This window comes from Bacillus sp. 3103sda1 (assembly GCF_024159135.1).
Lineage (GTDB): Bacteria > Bacillota > Bacilli > Bacillales > Bacillaceae_G > Bacillus_A > Bacillus_A rhizoplanae.
In genome coordinates this window covers 4,579,893-4,596,002 of the sequence record NZ_JAMYWS010000001.1, presented here as the reverse complement: position 1 = coordinate 4,596,002, position 16,110 = coordinate 4,579,893, and the positions used below count along the sequence as shown (strand labels likewise).

18 protein-coding genes and 1 pseudogene are annotated in these 16,110 nt (G+C 40.0%); all 19 read left to right on the top strand.

The window, feature by feature from the left end; genetic code table 11:
- Window positions 1-180 precede the first annotated feature (180 nt).
- Window positions 181-624: a ribose 5-phosphate isomerase B gene (gene rpiB, locus NKR74_RS23055; protein ID WP_253630963.1), complete on the top strand. Its 444-nt coding sequence runs from the start codon at window positions 181-183 to the stop codon at window positions 622-624.
- Window positions 625-690: 66 nt separating this feature from the next.
- Window positions 691-1,263, top strand: coding sequence for a TIGR01440 family protein (locus NKR74_RS23050; protein ID WP_098310026.1), 573 nt, complete (start codon window positions 691-693; stop codon window positions 1,261-1,263).
- A 233-nt stretch (window positions 1,264-1,496) separates the two neighbouring features.
- A complete protein-coding gene (gene glyA / locus NKR74_RS23045; RefSeq protein WP_141524974.1) occupies window positions 1,497-2,738 on the top strand; it encodes a serine hydroxymethyltransferase in 1,242 nt (413 codons plus the stop codon).
- A 633-nt stretch (window positions 2,739-3,371) separates the two neighbouring features.
- Complete coding sequence (gene upp / locus NKR74_RS23040) at window positions 3,372-4,001, top strand: uracil phosphoribosyltransferase (protein ID WP_020061432.1); 630 nt, start codon at window positions 3,372-3,374, stop codon at window positions 3,999-4,001.
- A gap of 330 nt (window positions 4,002-4,331) precedes the next feature.
- Window positions 4,332-4,445: pseudogene (locus NKR74_RS24235) on the top strand (DUF4024 domain-containing protein).
- Between the two features lie 26 nt (window positions 4,446-4,471).
- Window positions 4,472-4,696: an AtpZ/AtpI family protein gene (locus tag NKR74_RS23035; protein WP_141524975.1), complete on the top strand. Its 225-nt coding sequence runs from the start codon at window positions 4,472-4,474 to the stop codon at window positions 4,694-4,696.
- Window positions 4,696-5,088, top strand: coding sequence for an ATP synthase subunit I (locus tag NKR74_RS23030; protein WP_154710236.1), 393 nt, complete (start codon window positions 4,696-4,698; stop codon window positions 5,086-5,088). The genes NKR74_RS23035 and NKR74_RS23030 overlap by 1 nt, the downstream gene beginning before the upstream one ends.
- A 7-nt stretch (window positions 5,089-5,095) precedes the next feature.
- A complete protein-coding gene (gene atpB, locus NKR74_RS23025) occupies window positions 5,096-5,815 on the top strand; it encodes a F0F1 ATP synthase subunit A (protein ID WP_098307123.1) in 720 nt (239 codons plus the stop codon).
- Window positions 5,816-5,872: 57 nt separating this feature from the next.
- Entirely contained in the window at window positions 5,873-6,091 is a 219-nt protein-coding gene (gene atpE / locus NKR74_RS23020; RefSeq protein WP_098307126.1) for a F0F1 ATP synthase subunit C, read from the top strand.
- A 126-nt stretch (window positions 6,092-6,217) separates the two neighbouring features.
- Complete coding sequence (gene atpF, locus NKR74_RS23015; protein ID WP_098307128.1) at window positions 6,218-6,727, top strand: F0F1 ATP synthase subunit B; 510 nt, start codon at window positions 6,218-6,220, stop codon at window positions 6,725-6,727.
- Window positions 6,724-7,266 (top strand): F0F1 ATP synthase subunit delta, encoded by a 543-nt coding sequence (locus NKR74_RS23010; protein WP_098307130.1) that lies wholly within the window; start codon window positions 6,724-6,726, stop codon window positions 7,264-7,266. The genes atpF and NKR74_RS23010 overlap by 4 nt, the downstream gene beginning before the upstream one ends.
- 11 nt (window positions 7,267-7,277) lie before the next feature.
- Window positions 7,278-8,786, top strand: coding sequence for a F0F1 ATP synthase subunit alpha (atpA, locus tag NKR74_RS23005; RefSeq protein WP_098307132.1), 1,509 nt, complete (start codon window positions 7,278-7,280; stop codon window positions 8,784-8,786).
- Window positions 8,787-9,129: 343 nt separating this feature from the next.
- Window positions 9,130-9,987, top strand: coding sequence for an ATP synthase F1 subunit gamma (gene atpG, locus NKR74_RS23000; protein ID WP_098307134.1), 858 nt, complete (start codon window positions 9,130-9,132; stop codon window positions 9,985-9,987).
- A gap of 110 nt (window positions 9,988-10,097) precedes the next feature.
- The gene (gene atpD, locus NKR74_RS22995; protein ID WP_098307136.1) at window positions 10,098-11,492 is read left to right on the top strand and encodes a F0F1 ATP synthase subunit beta; all 1,395 of its coding nucleotides are present in this window, start codon (window positions 10,098-10,100) and stop codon (window positions 11,490-11,492) included.
- Between the two features lie 20 nt (window positions 11,493-11,512).
- Window positions 11,513-11,914 carry a F0F1 ATP synthase subunit epsilon gene (locus tag NKR74_RS22990; protein WP_098307138.1) on the top strand — a complete coding sequence of 134 codons (402 nt, stop codon included), beginning with the start codon at window positions 11,513-11,515 and terminating at the stop codon, window positions 11,912-11,914.
- A 244-nt stretch (window positions 11,915-12,158) separates the two neighbouring features.
- Entirely contained in the window at window positions 12,159-12,527 is a 369-nt protein-coding gene (locus NKR74_RS22985; protein ID WP_098307140.1) for an NADH-quinone oxidoreductase subunit A, read from the top strand.
- Complete coding sequence (gene nuoB / locus NKR74_RS22980) at window positions 12,518-13,036, top strand: NADH-quinone oxidoreductase subunit NuoB (protein WP_098307142.1); 519 nt, start codon at window positions 12,518-12,520, stop codon at window positions 13,034-13,036. The genes NKR74_RS22985 and nuoB overlap by 10 nt, the downstream gene beginning before the upstream one ends.
- Window positions 13,033-14,556: an NADH-quinone oxidoreductase subunit C gene (locus NKR74_RS22975; protein ID WP_253630962.1), complete on the top strand. Its 1,524-nt coding sequence runs from the start codon at window positions 13,033-13,035 to the stop codon at window positions 14,554-14,556. Before nuoB ends, NKR74_RS22975 begins: the two co-directional genes overlap by 4 nt.
- A 298-nt stretch (window positions 14,557-14,854) precedes the next feature.
- Window positions 14,855-16,078: an RNA-guided endonuclease IscB gene (iscB, locus tag NKR74_RS22970; RefSeq protein WP_253630961.1), complete on the top strand. Its 1,224-nt coding sequence runs from the start codon at window positions 14,855-14,857 to the stop codon at window positions 16,076-16,078.
- Window positions 16,079-16,110 lie beyond the last annotated feature (32 nt).

Sequence of the window (16,110 nt, the reverse complement as noted above, 5' to 3'; positions counted from 1 at the left end):
ATCGATTTAACGGGTAATATATCTCATATCTCAAAGGTTTGAGATGGGGTCAACTGTTCAGTTCATTGTTAGTGGGGGAGAAGAGAAACCCGCTGGCATGTGCCCGATTGGTTCAACTAACTATTCGGAGAAAAAGCATCTCCGAACGGAAGTTTCACTTTATATTTGGAGGGGTTTGGAATGAAAGTAGTAGTAGCATCTGATCATGGCGGATTGAACATTCGCAAAGAAATCGTAAATTTATTAGAAGAGTTAAATATTGAATATATTGATTTAGGTTGTGAGTGCGAAGCGGGTTCTGTAGATTACCCTGATTTTGCATTCCCGGCGGCAGAAATGGTTGCAAGTGGTGAGGTAGACCGCGGTATTTTAATTTGCGGAACAGGCATTGGTATGTCAATTGCAGCAAACAAAGTACATGGCATTCGTTGCGCATTAGTACATGATACATTTAGTGCAAAAGCAACGAGAGAACATAACGATACGAACATGTTAGCAATGGGTGAGCGTGTAATCGGAGCTGGATTAGCACGTGACATCGCGAAAATTTGGTTAACAACGGAGTATGAAGGCGGTCGTCACGAGAATCGTGTAGGGAAAATTAAAACATACGAAGCGAAGTAATCGTATTCTAACTTCTAGTAAGAGTTAATATAATTTGTTGAACCTACCTGCGAAAGGAAGAGCGTAATGAATGAAATATTACAATTGAAAGAGCAGTTGCAAACAGCGCTTTCTGAGTTTCAAGAGCAAGCTTCGCTGCGAAATGGGAACATTTTTGTTGTGGGCTGCAGTACGAGTGAAGTACTAGGTGAAAGAATTGGAACATCGGGAACGATGGAAGTAGCGGAAGCGATTTTTTCTGCGTTAAAACAATTTCAAGAGCAGTGTGGTATTGCGTTAGCGTTTCAATGCTGTGAACATTTAAACCGTGCTTTAGTCATAGAAAGAGAAATCGCAGAGAAGCACCAGTTCGAAATTGTAAATGTTACGCCTGTCAGATCAGCAGGTGGGGCTCTTGGAACATATGCATATCATAATATGAAAGATCCTGTTATCGTAGAGTTCGTAAAAGCAGATGCGGGTATTGATATTGGAGATACGTTCATTGGTATGCATTTAAAGCATGTAGCTGTGCCTGTACGCACACGTGTAAAAGAAATTGGGCATGCGCATGTAACGATGGCAAAGACGCGTCCGAAGTTAATTGGCGGGGCGCGTGCAGTATATGCCGTAAAAGAGGAAACGTTTACTTGCAGTTAAGTCGTATATGCCGTAAAAGAGGAAACGTTTACTTGTAGTTACGTCATAAATTTACAATAAAAAAAAGACCAGATTCGGTCTTTTTTTTCTTTTATCATGTGTAGAGTCGTGTTAGAATGTAGTTGAAAACATGAAGGTTTAGAAGAATTACAACTGGAATTTTCGTTTTTTCTTGAAAAATGAAGAGGAAATGTCGGGAATAGATGTAATTCGTTCAGAAAAGGGGGATTTTGATGGAGCATTTAAAACGTCAAGATGAAAAGGTGTTTGCTGCAATTGAATTAGAATTAGGAAGACAGCGTTCAAAAATCGAGCTTATTGCATCTGAAAACTTCGTAAGCCAAGCCGTAATGGAAGCACAAGGTTCTGTATTAACGAACAAGTATGCAGAAGGATATCCAGGGAAACGTTATTACGGTGGTTGTGAGCATGTGGATATCGTAGAAGATATCGCACGTGATCGCGCAAAAGAAATTTTTGGCGCAGAGCACGTAAACGTTCAACCGCATTCTGGTGCACAAGCAAATATGGCTGTATACTTCACAATTCTAGAGCAAGGTGACACAGTGCTTGGTATGAACTTATCTCACGGCGGTCACTTAACACACGGAAGCCCTGTTAACTTTAGTGGTGTACAATACAACTTCATCGAATACGGTGTAGATCCTGATACACATCACATCAATTATGAAGATGTATTAGAAAAAGCGAAAGAGCATAAGCCGAAATTAATCGTTGCGGGTGCTAGTGCGTATCCTCGTGTGATTGATTTCAAAAAATTCCGTGAAATCGCTGATGAAGTTGGCGCATATTTAATGGTAGATATGGCACATATCGCGGGGCTTGTAGCAGCTGGCTTACACCCAAATCCAGTACCATACGCTGATTTTGTAACAACAACAACTCATAAAACATTACGCGGACCACGCGGTGGTATGATTTTATGTAAAGAACAATTTGCAAAACAAATTGATAAATCCATCTTCCCTGGTATTCAAGGCGGACCGCTTATGCACGTAATCGCTGCAAAGGCAGTTGCATTTGGAGAAGCATTGCAGGATGACTTCAAAACATATGCACAAAACATTATCAACAACGCAAGTCGTTTAGCAGAAGGTCTGCAAAAAGAAGGTATTACACTTGTTTCTGGTGGCACGGACAACCACTTAATTTTAATGGATGTTCGCAATTTAAACATTACTGGAAAAGTTGCAGAGCATGTATTAGATGAAGTTGGTATTACAACAAACAAAAATACAATTCCATTTGACCCAGCTAGCCCATTTGTAACAAGCGGAGTTCGTATTGGAACTGCAGCTGTAACATCAAGAGGCTTTGGACTTGCTGAAATGGATGAAATTGCATCCATTATCGCTTACACATTAAAAAATCATGACAATGAAGCAGTACTAGAAGAAGCACGCGTGCGTGTAAATGCTTTAACAAATAAATTCCCAATGTATAAAGAGCTATAAGAGAAAAAAGCTGTTGAAACATATTGTTTCAGCAGCTTTTTTTGTTAAATTCTTGATATATTGTTTATCCTTCTATTCGCGGGTAGTGAGCCCCACTCGCTGATAGAAGTTTCACTTTATCCCGCAGTAAGACCCCACCTCAAGATTCAGAGAAAGTCGAAGAAGATAGGTAGGGGATAACTGCTGGCATGTGCCTGATTGGTTCAACTAACTATCAGCGGGGGATGAAAAAACTACTGATGGAGGTTTCACTTTACTAAAAGATAAACTTTTCATGTGTGTAATGAAAGTCTTGTTTATTTCGTACATTTATCATCTTCTTATGGAATATGTTTTAGTTGAAAAAAGAAAAGGAAAAACATTATTTAACAGATTTTCCACAAAAATATTACACATGAGAAAGAAGGGCATACAAAGCATCCTATGTATGTATACAAATCATGAATATATTTTAAATATATAATGAAGGATTTCGTTTCCATAATTGGTAAGGCTATTCTTGATAGAGAGAAGAAGCATTTGAAATTTTGCCAAATTCACCCTTGAATATTAGTGGCGTTTTCTTTACAATCGTACATAGTGTAAAAAACGGCGTGTCCTCACGCATCAATATCATCTGAAGGAGAGATTCACATGGGAAAATTGTATGTTTTTGATCACCCTTTAATTCAGCATAAGATTACATATATTCGCGATAAGAATACAGGAACGAAAGAATTTCGTGAGCTAGTAGATGAAGTAGCAAGCTTGATGGCGTTTGAAATTACACGCGATCTTCCGCTTGAAGAAATTGAAATTGAAACACCTGTAAGTAAAGCGAAAACAAAAGTGATTGCAGGTAAGAAGCTTGGTTTAATTCCTATTTTACGTGCGGGCTTAGGAATGGTAGATGGAATTTTGAAACTAATTCCAGCGGCGAAGGTAGGTCATATCGGTTTATATCGCGATCCAGAAACATTACAACCTGTAGAATACTATGTGAAACTTCCAACTGATGTAGAAGAACGTGACTTTATCGTACTTGATCCAATGTTAGCAACAGGCGGATCTGCATCAGAAGCAATTACTTCTTTAAAGAAGCGCGGTGCGAAACATATTAAATTAATGTGTATCGTTGGTGCTCCAGAAGGCGTAAAAGTTATTCAAGAAGACCATCCTGATGTGGATATTTACGTTGCTGCATTAGATGAAAAATTAAACGATCATGGATATGTTGTACCAGGTCTTGGAGATGCTGGTGACCGTTTATTCGGAACGAAGTAAGACAACAGACGAGAAGGATACTTTCTCGTCTGTTTCTTTATGCAACATAACATACAGTCCAATTGCATATAATATAGAAACCTCTACTTGAGAAAGTTATATTACAGAAGGAAAACGTTATATTAGGAAAAAATAATAGTGACAAATATGTGAACTTTTTTCTTCCATTATAAAGAGAAAAGGCATGGAGATTAGACGCTTATTAACAGTATTTTGAAGGGGAACGTTTTCATTTCTGTCAATAAATGACTAATACTCAAATTTTTTGATTTTTTTCGATTTGACGTTGACACTGTTTAATACCCTATTGTATGCTAACAACGGGGATAGATGGTAGGGTTTTCATTGACAATTTTTCATCTATTCAGTGACGAAAAAGTTAACTTTTTTATTTGACTAGGATTTATGCAAAAAAATGAGTTATTATTAACGCATAGTGAATGAGACCTTACATATGGAGGGATGAATCCTTGGAGGAAAACAAGCGTAGTCCATTTAAGGCATATGCTTTAATGACCGGAATTCTTTCTCAGCTCGTTGGTGCTATTTTAGTTGGAATTTTTGGCGGGCAATGGATTGATAGTAAGCTTGGAACGTTTCCTTTATTCCTAGTAATCGGTTTATTACTAGGTCTTGGAACAGGGGTTTATGCTATGATTCGACTCATTCGACACTTTTATTCAGGAGAGCAATGATGATAGAAGTACATGAACTTGTCCAAAGACAAAAGAAATATATGTACAACCTTCTCGCACTCTTTGTATTAGGATGGGGCTTTACCTCATACAAAGATGTCTTTCTGGGGCTGATTATCGGAACGATTTTCGGTTTTCTTAGTTTGCGCATCGTTGCACACAAGACGGACAGGCTGTTAGATCGCGTTACACAAGGAGCAAATGTAAAGTATAAAGCGACTGCAGTGAGTACATATTCGAGATTAGCCACGATAGGGTTATTAATTATATTTGCAGCGAAATATCAGTATTTAATAGCGATGTGGAGCTTAGGAGTAGGATTGCTGACAGGATATCTTGTCATGATCATAGATTTTCTTTATCTACAATATAAGAGCAGGGAAGAGAGGTGAATTACTAGTGGAACACGGTAAATTAGTTGAATTTCTAGGTTTAACGTTCGACTTGTCCGCTGTTATGATGACGACTGTTGCGGCAGTAATCGTATTTATCATTGCTATGATTTGTACACGTCGCTTAGCCTTACGTCCAACAGGAATGCAAAACTTCCTTGAATGGATTATGGACTTCGTGAAGGGTATGATCAATAGTACGATGGATTGGCAAACAGGCGGACGATTTTTAACGCTTGGAGTTACACTCATTATGTACATATTTGTAGCAAACATGCTCGGTTTGCCGCTCATGCTTACGGTAGCTGAGGGTGGTGAGCACCTTGCAGGTTGGAGATCTCCAACGTCTGACCCAGCAGTTACTCTAACATTAGCCGTGATGGTAGTTGCCCTCACCCATTATTATGGAGTTAAGATGAAGGGTACGAAAGAATATTTAAGAGGCTATTTTCAACCAATGAAATTCTTATTCCCGTTAAAGGTGATTGAGGAATTTGCTAATACATTGACGTTAGGTCTTCGTTTATTTGGTAACATCTATGCTGGTGAGATTTTATTAACATTACTTGCTCAGTTAGGTGCAAGCGGTGTGTTTGGCGCGTTAGGTGCTGTTCTGCCGATGTTAGCATGGATGGGCTTCAGTATTTTCGTAGGTGCTATCCAGGCATTTATCTTTACAATGTTAACGATGGTGTACATGGCTCATAAAGTAAGCCACGACCATTAATATATTTAAAGTAAGTACAAAATTTATTTTTTAATGATAAAAAGGAGGACTTTTAAAATGAGTTTAGGTGTAATCGCAGCTGCAATCGCAATTGGTTTATCTGCATTAGGTGCTGGTATTGGTAACGGTCTTATCGTATCTCGTACAGTTGAGGGTGTTGCTCGTCAACCAGAATTACGTGGTCAACTTCAAACAATTATGTTCATCGGGGTAGCGTTAGTTGAGGCGCTTCCAATTATCGGTGTAGTAATCGCGTTTATCGTATTAAACAAATAAGGGATAGCTCCCCTTACAATAAGTGGCGAAGATCGTTTTGGGACCTTCTTCGCCATTGCTTTATGAATGAAACATTACTTGTCTTTTCATTTATTTAATTTAGATTTTTGAAGGGAGTGAATCCTTGTGCCAACTCTATTATTAGGAGCTGCTGCTGTTCCATACGGAACGGTACTTTATACATTAGTCGTTTTCCTAATTCTATTAGCACTGCTTCGTAAATATGCATTTGGACCTTTAATGGGAATTATGAAGGAACGTGAAAATCATATTTCTAGCGAAATCGACGCTGCAGAAAAGAACAATGCAGAGACGAAAAAGTTAGTAGAAGAACAACGTGAAATGTTAAAACAATCACGTGTTGAAGCGCAAGAATTGATTGAGAGAGCGAAAAAGCAAGCAGAGGATCAAAAAGAAAGTATCATTGCTGCTGCAAAAGAAGAAGCAGTATCCATTAAAGAATCTGCTGTACAAGAAATTCAACGCGAAAAAGAGCACGCGATTGCTGCTCTGCAAGAACAGGTTGCTTCTTTATCTGTACAAATTGCTTCTAAAGTAATGCAAAAAGAATTGAAAGAAGAAGACCAAGTTCAATTAATTCGCGATTATATTAAAGAGGTAGGAGAAGCGCGATGAGCAATGAGATTGTAGCTAAACGTTATGCTGTCGCTCTTTTTCAAATCGCAAAAGATAAACACGCACTAGAAATGTTTGAGGAAGAACTACGCCTTGTACAAAGTATTTTTGTAAGTAGTAAAGAACTACATACTTTTTTAGGACAACCAAGCATTTCAAAAGAAGAGAAAAAACAATTTCTTTCTAACGTGTTTTCTACTGTTTCTCAACCAATTTTAAACACGTTATATATTTTAATCGATAATCATCGCGAAACATTAGTGCCTGAAATTGTAGATACGTATGTTGCACTTGCAAACGAAGAGCGTAACGTAGCTGATGCAATTGTTTACTCTACTCGTTCTTTATCAGAAGATGAGAAGCTTAGCATTGCAGAAGTATTTGCAAAGAAAACAGGAAAAGATGCAATTCGCGTTCAAAATGTTGTAGATGAAAATTTACTAGGCGGTATTAAAGTACGCATTGGAAACCGCATTTACGACGGCAGTTTACAAAGAAAGTTAGCACGTATCCAGCGTGAACTTATGAAGAATAGATAGGGGTGAAGCGCATGAGCATCAGAGCTGAAGAAATTAGCGCACTGATAAAGCAACAAATTGAAAACTATCAATCTGAGATCGAAGTTAGCGATGTTGGTACAGTTATTCAAGTTGGTGACGGTATTGCACGTGCTCATGGTCTTGATAACGTTATGGCTGGTGAACTTGTTGAGTTCGCTAACGGCGTTATGGGACTAGCACAAAACTTAGAAGAAAATAACGTAGGTATCATTATTTTAGGACCTTATACTGAAATTCGTGAAGGTGACGAAGTACGTCGTACAGGTCGCATCATGCAAGTACCAGTAGGAGAAGAATTAATCGGCCGTGTTGTAAACCCATTAGGTCAACCAGTAGACGGTTTAGGCCCAATTAATACAACAAAAACTCGTCCAATCGAAAGCCCAGCACCAGGTGTAATGGACCGTAAATCTGTTCATGAGCCACTTCAAACTGGTATTAAAGCGATTGACGCTCTTGTACCAATTGGTCGTGGACAACGTGAGTTAATCATCGGTGACCGCCAAACTGGTAAAACAGCTGTTGCACTTGATACAATCTTGAACCAAAAAGATCAAGATATGGTTTGTATCTATGTAGCGATTGGACAAAAAGAATCTACAGTTCGTAACGTAGTTGAAACATTACGTAAGCACGGTGCATTAGAGTACACAATCGTTGTAACTGCATCTGCTTCTCAACCTGCTCCATTATTATACTTAGCTGCATATGCTGGTGTAACAATGGGTGAAGAGTTCATGTACAACGGCAAACACGTATTAGTTGTATATGATGACTTATCTAAACAAGCAGCTGCATACCGTGAGCTGTCATTACTATTACGTCGTCCTCCAGGTCGTGAAGCATATCCAGGGGATGTATTCTACTTACACTCCCGCTTACTAGAGCGCGCGGCAAAATTAAGTGATGCAAAAGGCGCTGGTTCTTTAACAGCATTACCTTTCATCGAAACACAAGCAGGGGACGTATCAGCTTACATCCCAACAAACGTAATCTCTATCACAGATGGACAGATTTTCTTACAATCTGATCTATTCTTCTCTGGTGTACGTCCAGCGATTGACGCAGGTACTTCTGTATCTCGTGTTGGTGGTGCGGCTCAGATCAAAGCGATGAGCAAAGTATCTGGTACACTTCGTCTTGACCTTGCATCTTATCGTGAATTAGAAGCGTTCGCTCAGTTCGGTTCTGACCTTGATAAAGCAACACAAGCGAAATTAAACCGTGGTGCACGTACAGTAGAAGTATTAAAACAAGGCTTACATAAGCCATTAAAAGTAGAGAAGCAAGTTATGATTCTTTACGCATTAACACGCGGATTCTTAGATGATATCCCAGTAGCGGACATCACTCGTTTCGAAGAGGAGTTCCATGCTTGGTTAGATACGAATGCTGCTGAATTATTAACTGAAATTCGTACAACAACAAAACTTGCTGAAGACGAAAAAATGGCAGCAGCTATTAACGGCTTCAAAAAAGTTTTCGTAGCATCTGAATAATAACAAAAAGCGGAAGCGGCTCGTTCAGAAAGGGAGGGGGATGGAGCTTTTGACGTAGAGGCGTTCTTTGCCTCGCAGGAAGAAGCGAAGCCACCGACCTTTCTAGCCGCCGGAGCTAGAATAAATAAAAAGCAGAGTCGGCTCTTGTAGCCGCTCTACTTGAATATAGAAACAGGCAACTCTTACATAGAGTGCTAACGGATATGTAGAGGAAAAGAGTAGGTGCACCTATTCTTTTCCTTCAATCATGAACAAGTATAACTTGTTAATTAGATTGGGAAGATGAACAAACGGAGAGTCTTTCTAATCATGCCAACTTCCGGAAAAAAGGTGGTGAAAACCTGTGGCATCTTTACGCGATATAAAAGCAAAAATTAACTCGACAAAGAAAACGAGTCAAATTACGAAAGCGATGGAGATGGTATCTGCATCGAAATTAAACCGTGCAGAGCAAAATGCTAAATCTTTCGTTCCGTATATGAATAAGATTCAAGAAGTAGTAGCGGATATAGCGCAAGGTAGCGGGGTAAATCACCCAATGCTAACAGCGCGTCCTGTGAAGCGAACAGGATATATTGTTATTACATCGGATCGCGGACTAGCAGGTGGATATAACAGTAACGTTTTACGTGCAGTAAGCAACGTAGTGAAAGAGCGTCACAACATGGATGCAAACCAGTACGCGATTATTGTACTAGGACGTCTAGGCCGTGATTATTTAAAACGTCGTGGTTTTAATATCATTGATGAAGTAATTGGATTATCTGATCAACCATCATTTGCTGATATTAAAGATATTGCTTCAAGAGCAATTTCTATGTTTACAGATGGTGCTTATGATGAATTGTATATTTATTACAATCATTATGTAAGTAAGATTTCACAAGAAGTAACGGAGAAGAAGATTTTACCGCTTACTGATGTGGCATCTGAAAAAGCAAAAACTTCATATGAGTTTGAACCGTCTGAAGAAGATATTTTAAAAGTATTATTGCCTCAATACGCAGAAAGCTTAGTGTACGGTGCATTGCTAGACGGTAAAGCAAGCGAGCACGCAGCGCGTATGACAGCAATGAAAAGTGCTACAGACAACGCAATGGAAGTTATCGATACACTTACACTTTCTTTCAACCGCGCTCGTCAAGCAGCGATTACGCAAGAAATTACGGAAATCGTCGGCGGTGCAGCAGCGTTAGAATAGGAATAAAAAGCGGAGCCGATAATCTCAAAGCGAAATGAAATATAAAAAAACTCAAAGCCGACTGTTCGTAGAAAAGCTGGCTAATTTAAAGAAAGCTAGGAGGGAACCCGATGAATAAAGGGCGCGTTACGCAAATCATGGGTCCGGTTGTAGACGTTAAGTTTGACGGCGGAAAGCTACCTGAAATCTACAATGCCCTTAAAATTAAACAAGATGCAATTAACTTAACTTTAGAAGTTGCGATTCATCTTGGTGATAATACAGTTCGTACAGTAGCAATGTCTTCTACAGACGGACTTGTTCGTGGCGTTGAAGTAGAAGATACTGGTAAAGCAATCTCAGTTCCAGTTGGTGATGCAACACTTGGCCGTGTATTTAACGTATTAGGTGATGCAATTGACTTAGGTGAAGCAGTAGCAGCGGATGTACGCCGTGATCCAATTCACCGTCAAGCACCTGCATTTGAAGAGTTATCTACAAAAGTAGAAATTCTTGAAACTGGTATTAAAGTAGTAGACTTATTAGCTCCTTATATTAAAGGTGGTAAAATCGGTCTATTCGGTGGTGCCGGTGTAGGTAAAACAGTATTAATCCAAGAATTAATTAACAACATCGCACAAGAGCATGGCGGTATCTCTGTATTCGCTGGTGTAGGTGAGCGTACTCGTGAAGGTAACGACTTATACCATGAAATGAGTGATTCTGGTGTAATCAAGAAAACAGCGATGGTATTCGGACAAATGAACGAGCCACCTGGAGCACGTCAACGTGTTGCATTAACAGGTTTAACAATGGCTGAACATTTCCGTGATGAGCAAGGACAAGACGTACTTCTGTTCATCGATAACATTTTCCGTTTCACGCAAGCTGGTTCTGAAGTATCTGCCCTTCTTGGTCGTATGCCATCTGCGGTAGGTTACCAACCAACACTTGCAACTGAAATGGGTCAATTACAAGAGCGTATTACATCAACAAATAAAGGGTCTATCACGTCTATCCAAGCGGTATATGTACCAGCCGATGACTACACTGACCCAGCACCAGCAACAACGTTCGCTCACTTAGATGCAACAACAAACTTAGAGCGTCGTTTAACACAAATGGGTATTTACCCAGCGGTAGACCCATTAGCGTCTACATCTCGTGCACTTTCTCCAGAAATCGTTGGAGAAGAGCATTATGCAGTTGCTCGTCAAATTCAGCAAACATTACAACGTTATAAAGAGCTTCAAGATATCATCGCTATCTTAGGTATGGACGAGTTATCTGAAGAAGATAAATTAGTTGTACATCGTGCTCGTCGCGTTCAGTTCTTCTTATCACAGAACTTCCACGTAGCAGAGCAATTTACAGGTCAAAAAGGATCTTATGTACCTGTAAAAGACACAGTTCGTGGATTCAAAGAAATTCTAGAAGGAAAACATGATGACCTTCCAGAGGACGCATTCCGTCTTGTTGGTGGTATTGAAGAAGTTGTTGAAAACGCGAAGAAAATGATGGCGTAAGGCCTTAGGAGGGACGAATTATGAAGACATTTCCAGTCAGTATTGTAACTCCTGATGGACCGGTTTACGAAAATGAAGTTGAAATGGTAAGCGTAAAAGCAGAGAGCGGGGAAATGGGGATCTTGCCAGGTCACATTCCAACTGTTGCACCACTTAAGGTTAGTGCAATTCGCTTGAAAAATGGTGGACATACAGATTACGTAGCAGTTAGCGGTGGCTTTATTGAAGTTCGCCCTGAGAAAGTAACAGTATTAGCACCATCTGCTGAAACAGCAAGTCATATCGACGTTCATCGTGCAAATGAAGCGAAGCGCCGCGCTGAGCAACGTCTGCAAGATAAACAAGCACATGTTGACTTCAAACGTGCAGAAATGGCACTACAACGTGCAGTGAACCGTTTGAACGTTTCAAATATGAAGTAATGAAAAAAGCCGTAAAGGGATGAACCTTTACGGCTTTTTTTTATAGTTATCCCGCAGAAGTATGAATACCATGTTCTTTTAAGTTTTTGTTCCTTTTTCCCAATATATCGACATAGGAATTTAAAATTTGATATAATAACCATAATTGAATTATTTAGAAAAATTAAAAAATAATAAATGGTGCAAATCAATCATAACGTTTACTGAGTGCACTTGTATTTGTGAGGGGGGAGAGAGTTTCACAATGGAAAATGTATATGAAAATAGTTATATGATTGTCGTCATTTTTTTGTTATTAGGTATATTACTGCCGATTGTAGCACTCACATTGGGAAAGTTGCTGCGTCCACATAAACCGAGTACAGCGAAGAAAACAACATATGAAAGTGGAATTGAGCCGTTTCAAGATGCAAACGTCCGCTTCCATGCCCGTTATTATATTTTTGCATTGCTTTTTGTCATTTTTGATGTAGAAACTGTATTTTTATATCCTTGGGCGGTAGCGTATGACAAGCTGGGTCTATTTGCATTAGTGGAGATGCTCATTTTTGTTATTATGTTACTCATTGGTCTTGCATATGCTTGGAAAAAGAAGGTGTTACAATGGCTATAAATTTTGAAGATATTCATCCACAAGAACGCGCTGAATTAGAAAGAAATATATTTTTTATGACGCTTGAGCAAGTAAAGGGCTGGGCTCGCAGTAATTCGCTATGGCCGATGACATTTGGACTGGCATGCTGTGCGATTGAGATGATGGGAGTCGGCTCTTCGCACTATGATTTAGATCGATTTGGCTCTTTCTTCCGTACATCACCCCGTCAATCAGATGTCATGATTGTATCTGGAACAGTAACGAAGAAAATGGCACCAATCGTTCGTCGTTTATATGATCAAATGCCAGAACCGAAGTGGGTCATTGCAATGGGGTCTTGTGCAACGGCAGGAGGACCATATGTGAATTCGTATGCTGTTGTAAAAGGGGTGGATCAAATCGTACCAGTGGATGTATACATTCCTGGCTGTCCACCAAATCCAGCAGCTTTAATTTACGGTATTAATAAATTAAAAGAGAAAATTCGTTACGAAGCAAAGACAGGGAAGCAGGTGACGAATAAATGAGCGACCAAGATAAAAATATAGATGATGCGAAAAAAGAGGCGGCAAGACGTGCAAAGGAAGAAGCGCAGAAGCGACTGGCGGCACGTCAGGAAAATGAGATTCAAATTGTAGAAGAAAAAGAGAAAGCGCTATCAAATGAGAATGAAATAGATGTAGCAGAAGTAAAACGCCGGGCAGCAGAGGAAGCAAAAGCGAAGGCGGCAGCGCTAGCGGAGCAGAAGAAAAAGGAAGAAGAATCGCCGGAAGAGGATGAGAAGGCCAAAGCAATTGCGGAAGCGAAAGCAAAGGCAGCGGCAGCAGCAAAAGCGAAGGCGGCAGCACTAGCGAAGCAAAAAGAAAAAGAAGAAGAATCGCCGGAAGACGATGAGAAGGCAAAAGCAATTGCGGAAGCGAAAGCAAAGGCAGCGGCAGCAGCGAAAGCGAAGGCGGCAGCGCTAGCGAAGCAAAAAGAAAAAGAAGAAGAATCGCCGGAAGACGATGAGAAGGCAAAAGCAATTGCGGAAGCGAAAGCAAAGGCAGCGGCAGCAGCAAAAGCGAAGGCGGCAGCACTAGCGAAGCAAAAAGAAAAAGAAGAAGAATCGCCGGAAGACGATGAGAAGGCAAAAGCAATTGCGGAAGCGAAAGCAAAAGCAGCAGCAGCGGCAAAAGCGAAGGCAGCAGCGCTAGCGAAGCAAACAGAAAAGGAAGAAGAATCGTCAGAGGATGACGAGAAAGCGAAAGCAATTGCAGTAGCGAAGGCCAAAGCAGCGGCCGCGGCGAAAGCAAAGGCGGCGGCGCTAGCGAAGCAAACAGAAAAGGAAGAAGAATCGTCAGAGGATGACGAGAAAGCAAAAGTAATTGCGGCGGCGAAAGCAAAGGCAGCGGCAGCAGCAAAAGCGAAGGCGGCTGCACTAGCGAAGCAACAGGGAATAGAAGAATCGCCGGAAGACGATGAGAAGGCAAAAGCAATTGCGGCAGCAAAGGTGAAAGCAGCGGCCGCGGCAAAGGCTCGGGCGGCTGAAGGAAAGAAAGAGGAAGAAGAACAGAAAGTAGAAGAGCCGTCACGAAATCAGCCATATTTAGATGCATACGTTCAGGCAGTTGTAGCAAAATTTAGTGAAGATGTGTTAGAAGATTTCTATATTAATACATTGTCCAAGGATGTGCCAACGCTTATTGTGAAGCCGAAGCATTACTATGAAGTGATGGAACTTTTAAAGGTGGGTCCCGAATTTGCATTCGATTATATGTCAGAATTGCATGCGACAGATTTTGTAACGCATATGGAAGTTTACGTGCATTTATTTTCTTATGAAAAGAGGCAATCTGTAGCGGTAAAAGTAAAGCTTAACCGGGACGAGCCGAAAGTATCTTCTATTGCACCGTTATGGAGCGGGGCAGATTGGCCGGAGCGCGAGGCGTATGATTTACTTGGCGTTGTGTTTGAAGGGCATCCAAATTTAAAGCGTATTTTGATGCCGGACGATTGGATTGGCTATCCGCTGCGAAAAGATTACGAGCCTTTTGATGTGGAGCTTTGAAACAGTGGTTCAATATATGGACAATTCTAGCCAAAAGTGGTCACTAGTCTTTTAGCTAGATGCTCGTTTCTTAGCTTTCACCCCTTAGTGAGTGTGGCGTTTAGAAATAGGCTCTGCACGATGAACTACGTTGGTAAGTCAGGTGAAAACACACCTGCGGATGTAATCGTCAGTCCGCTGCTCTGTGAGTGCCAAGGAAGAAACTATGCTAATGACCTGCATAGACACACCGAAACACATGTCCTCTTACTGACATTGGGTAGACGAACAATTCTCCATAAAGGATGGTTGGTCAGAAATGACTGTATATGCTTTTGTTGTCGATATAAACGAGAAACCGTTAAGTCCAACAAGAGAAAATAATGCATGGTATTTAATCCGAAAGAAAAAAGCAGTGCTGAAAAGCAAGTATCCGATGGTTATACAACTCAACAAAGGAGTTTCAGATGAAAAACAAGATATATCTACCTTTGTTTGTGGTATTGATGATGGTTCGAAGCATGTTGGAATAGGTATTGTTCAAAATGGAAAGAAAGCTGTGTTTACAGGTGAAATAGAACAACGTCAAGATGTCAAGAGTCTCATGGATCTAAGGCGTATTTATCGGAAGTATAGAAGGAGGCATAAAAGATATCGAAAAACACGTTTTAATAATCGTGCTTCTAGTAAAAGAAAAGATCGAATATCGCCTTCTGTTAAACAAAAGCGAGAAGCCGTACTTCGTGTTGTAAACCAGCTGCAAAAATGGATACCGATACACAAAATTGTGTTAGAAGATGTGCAGATTGATGTTCGTAAGTTGACAGAAGGAAGACAACTGTATCAATGGCAATATCAACAATCTAATCGTTTAGATGAAAACCTTAGGAAAGCAACTCTCATCAGGGATGATTTTATGTGTCAACAATGTAGTAAGAAGAATTGTAAGTTAGAAGTGCATCATATTACACCGAGACGATTTCGCGGTGCAGATACATTGAAGAATCTCATTACATTATGTTCAGTTTGTCATGAATCATTAGGAACAGATGAATTAAATTATGCAGAGCATTTTTACACATTAATTGAAGGAAAGCATATTCGATTTGATTATGCACAGCATGTTATGCAAGGAAAACATTATTTACGAAACGAACTTGCAAAAATCTCTCCTTTGGAACTTACGACAGGATGCGATACAGCAAACAAACGGATTGATTATGATATTGAAAAATCGCATACAAATGATGCCTTAGTAATAGCAGGATTAAAGAATAGCAATGTATTCATACAACCCTATAAAATCAGGCCAATGAGAAGAAAGTTAAAAGCTAAAGTAGAGGGATTAAATGGTTTTCAACATCGCGATTTTATAAAGTATACAAAGAAAAATGGAGAAGAATATATCGGTTGGATTACAGCTTTATCCCAAAAACGAAAAACGTTAAATATCACAACAATAGATGGGAAAGTGCTTAAACGATACGGTATAGGAAGATGTACTTTGTTATGGAGGTTTCAATACATTTATTGGATGATATAAAGGTATTTTAGAAGCTTAGGTGGGAGGTGTAA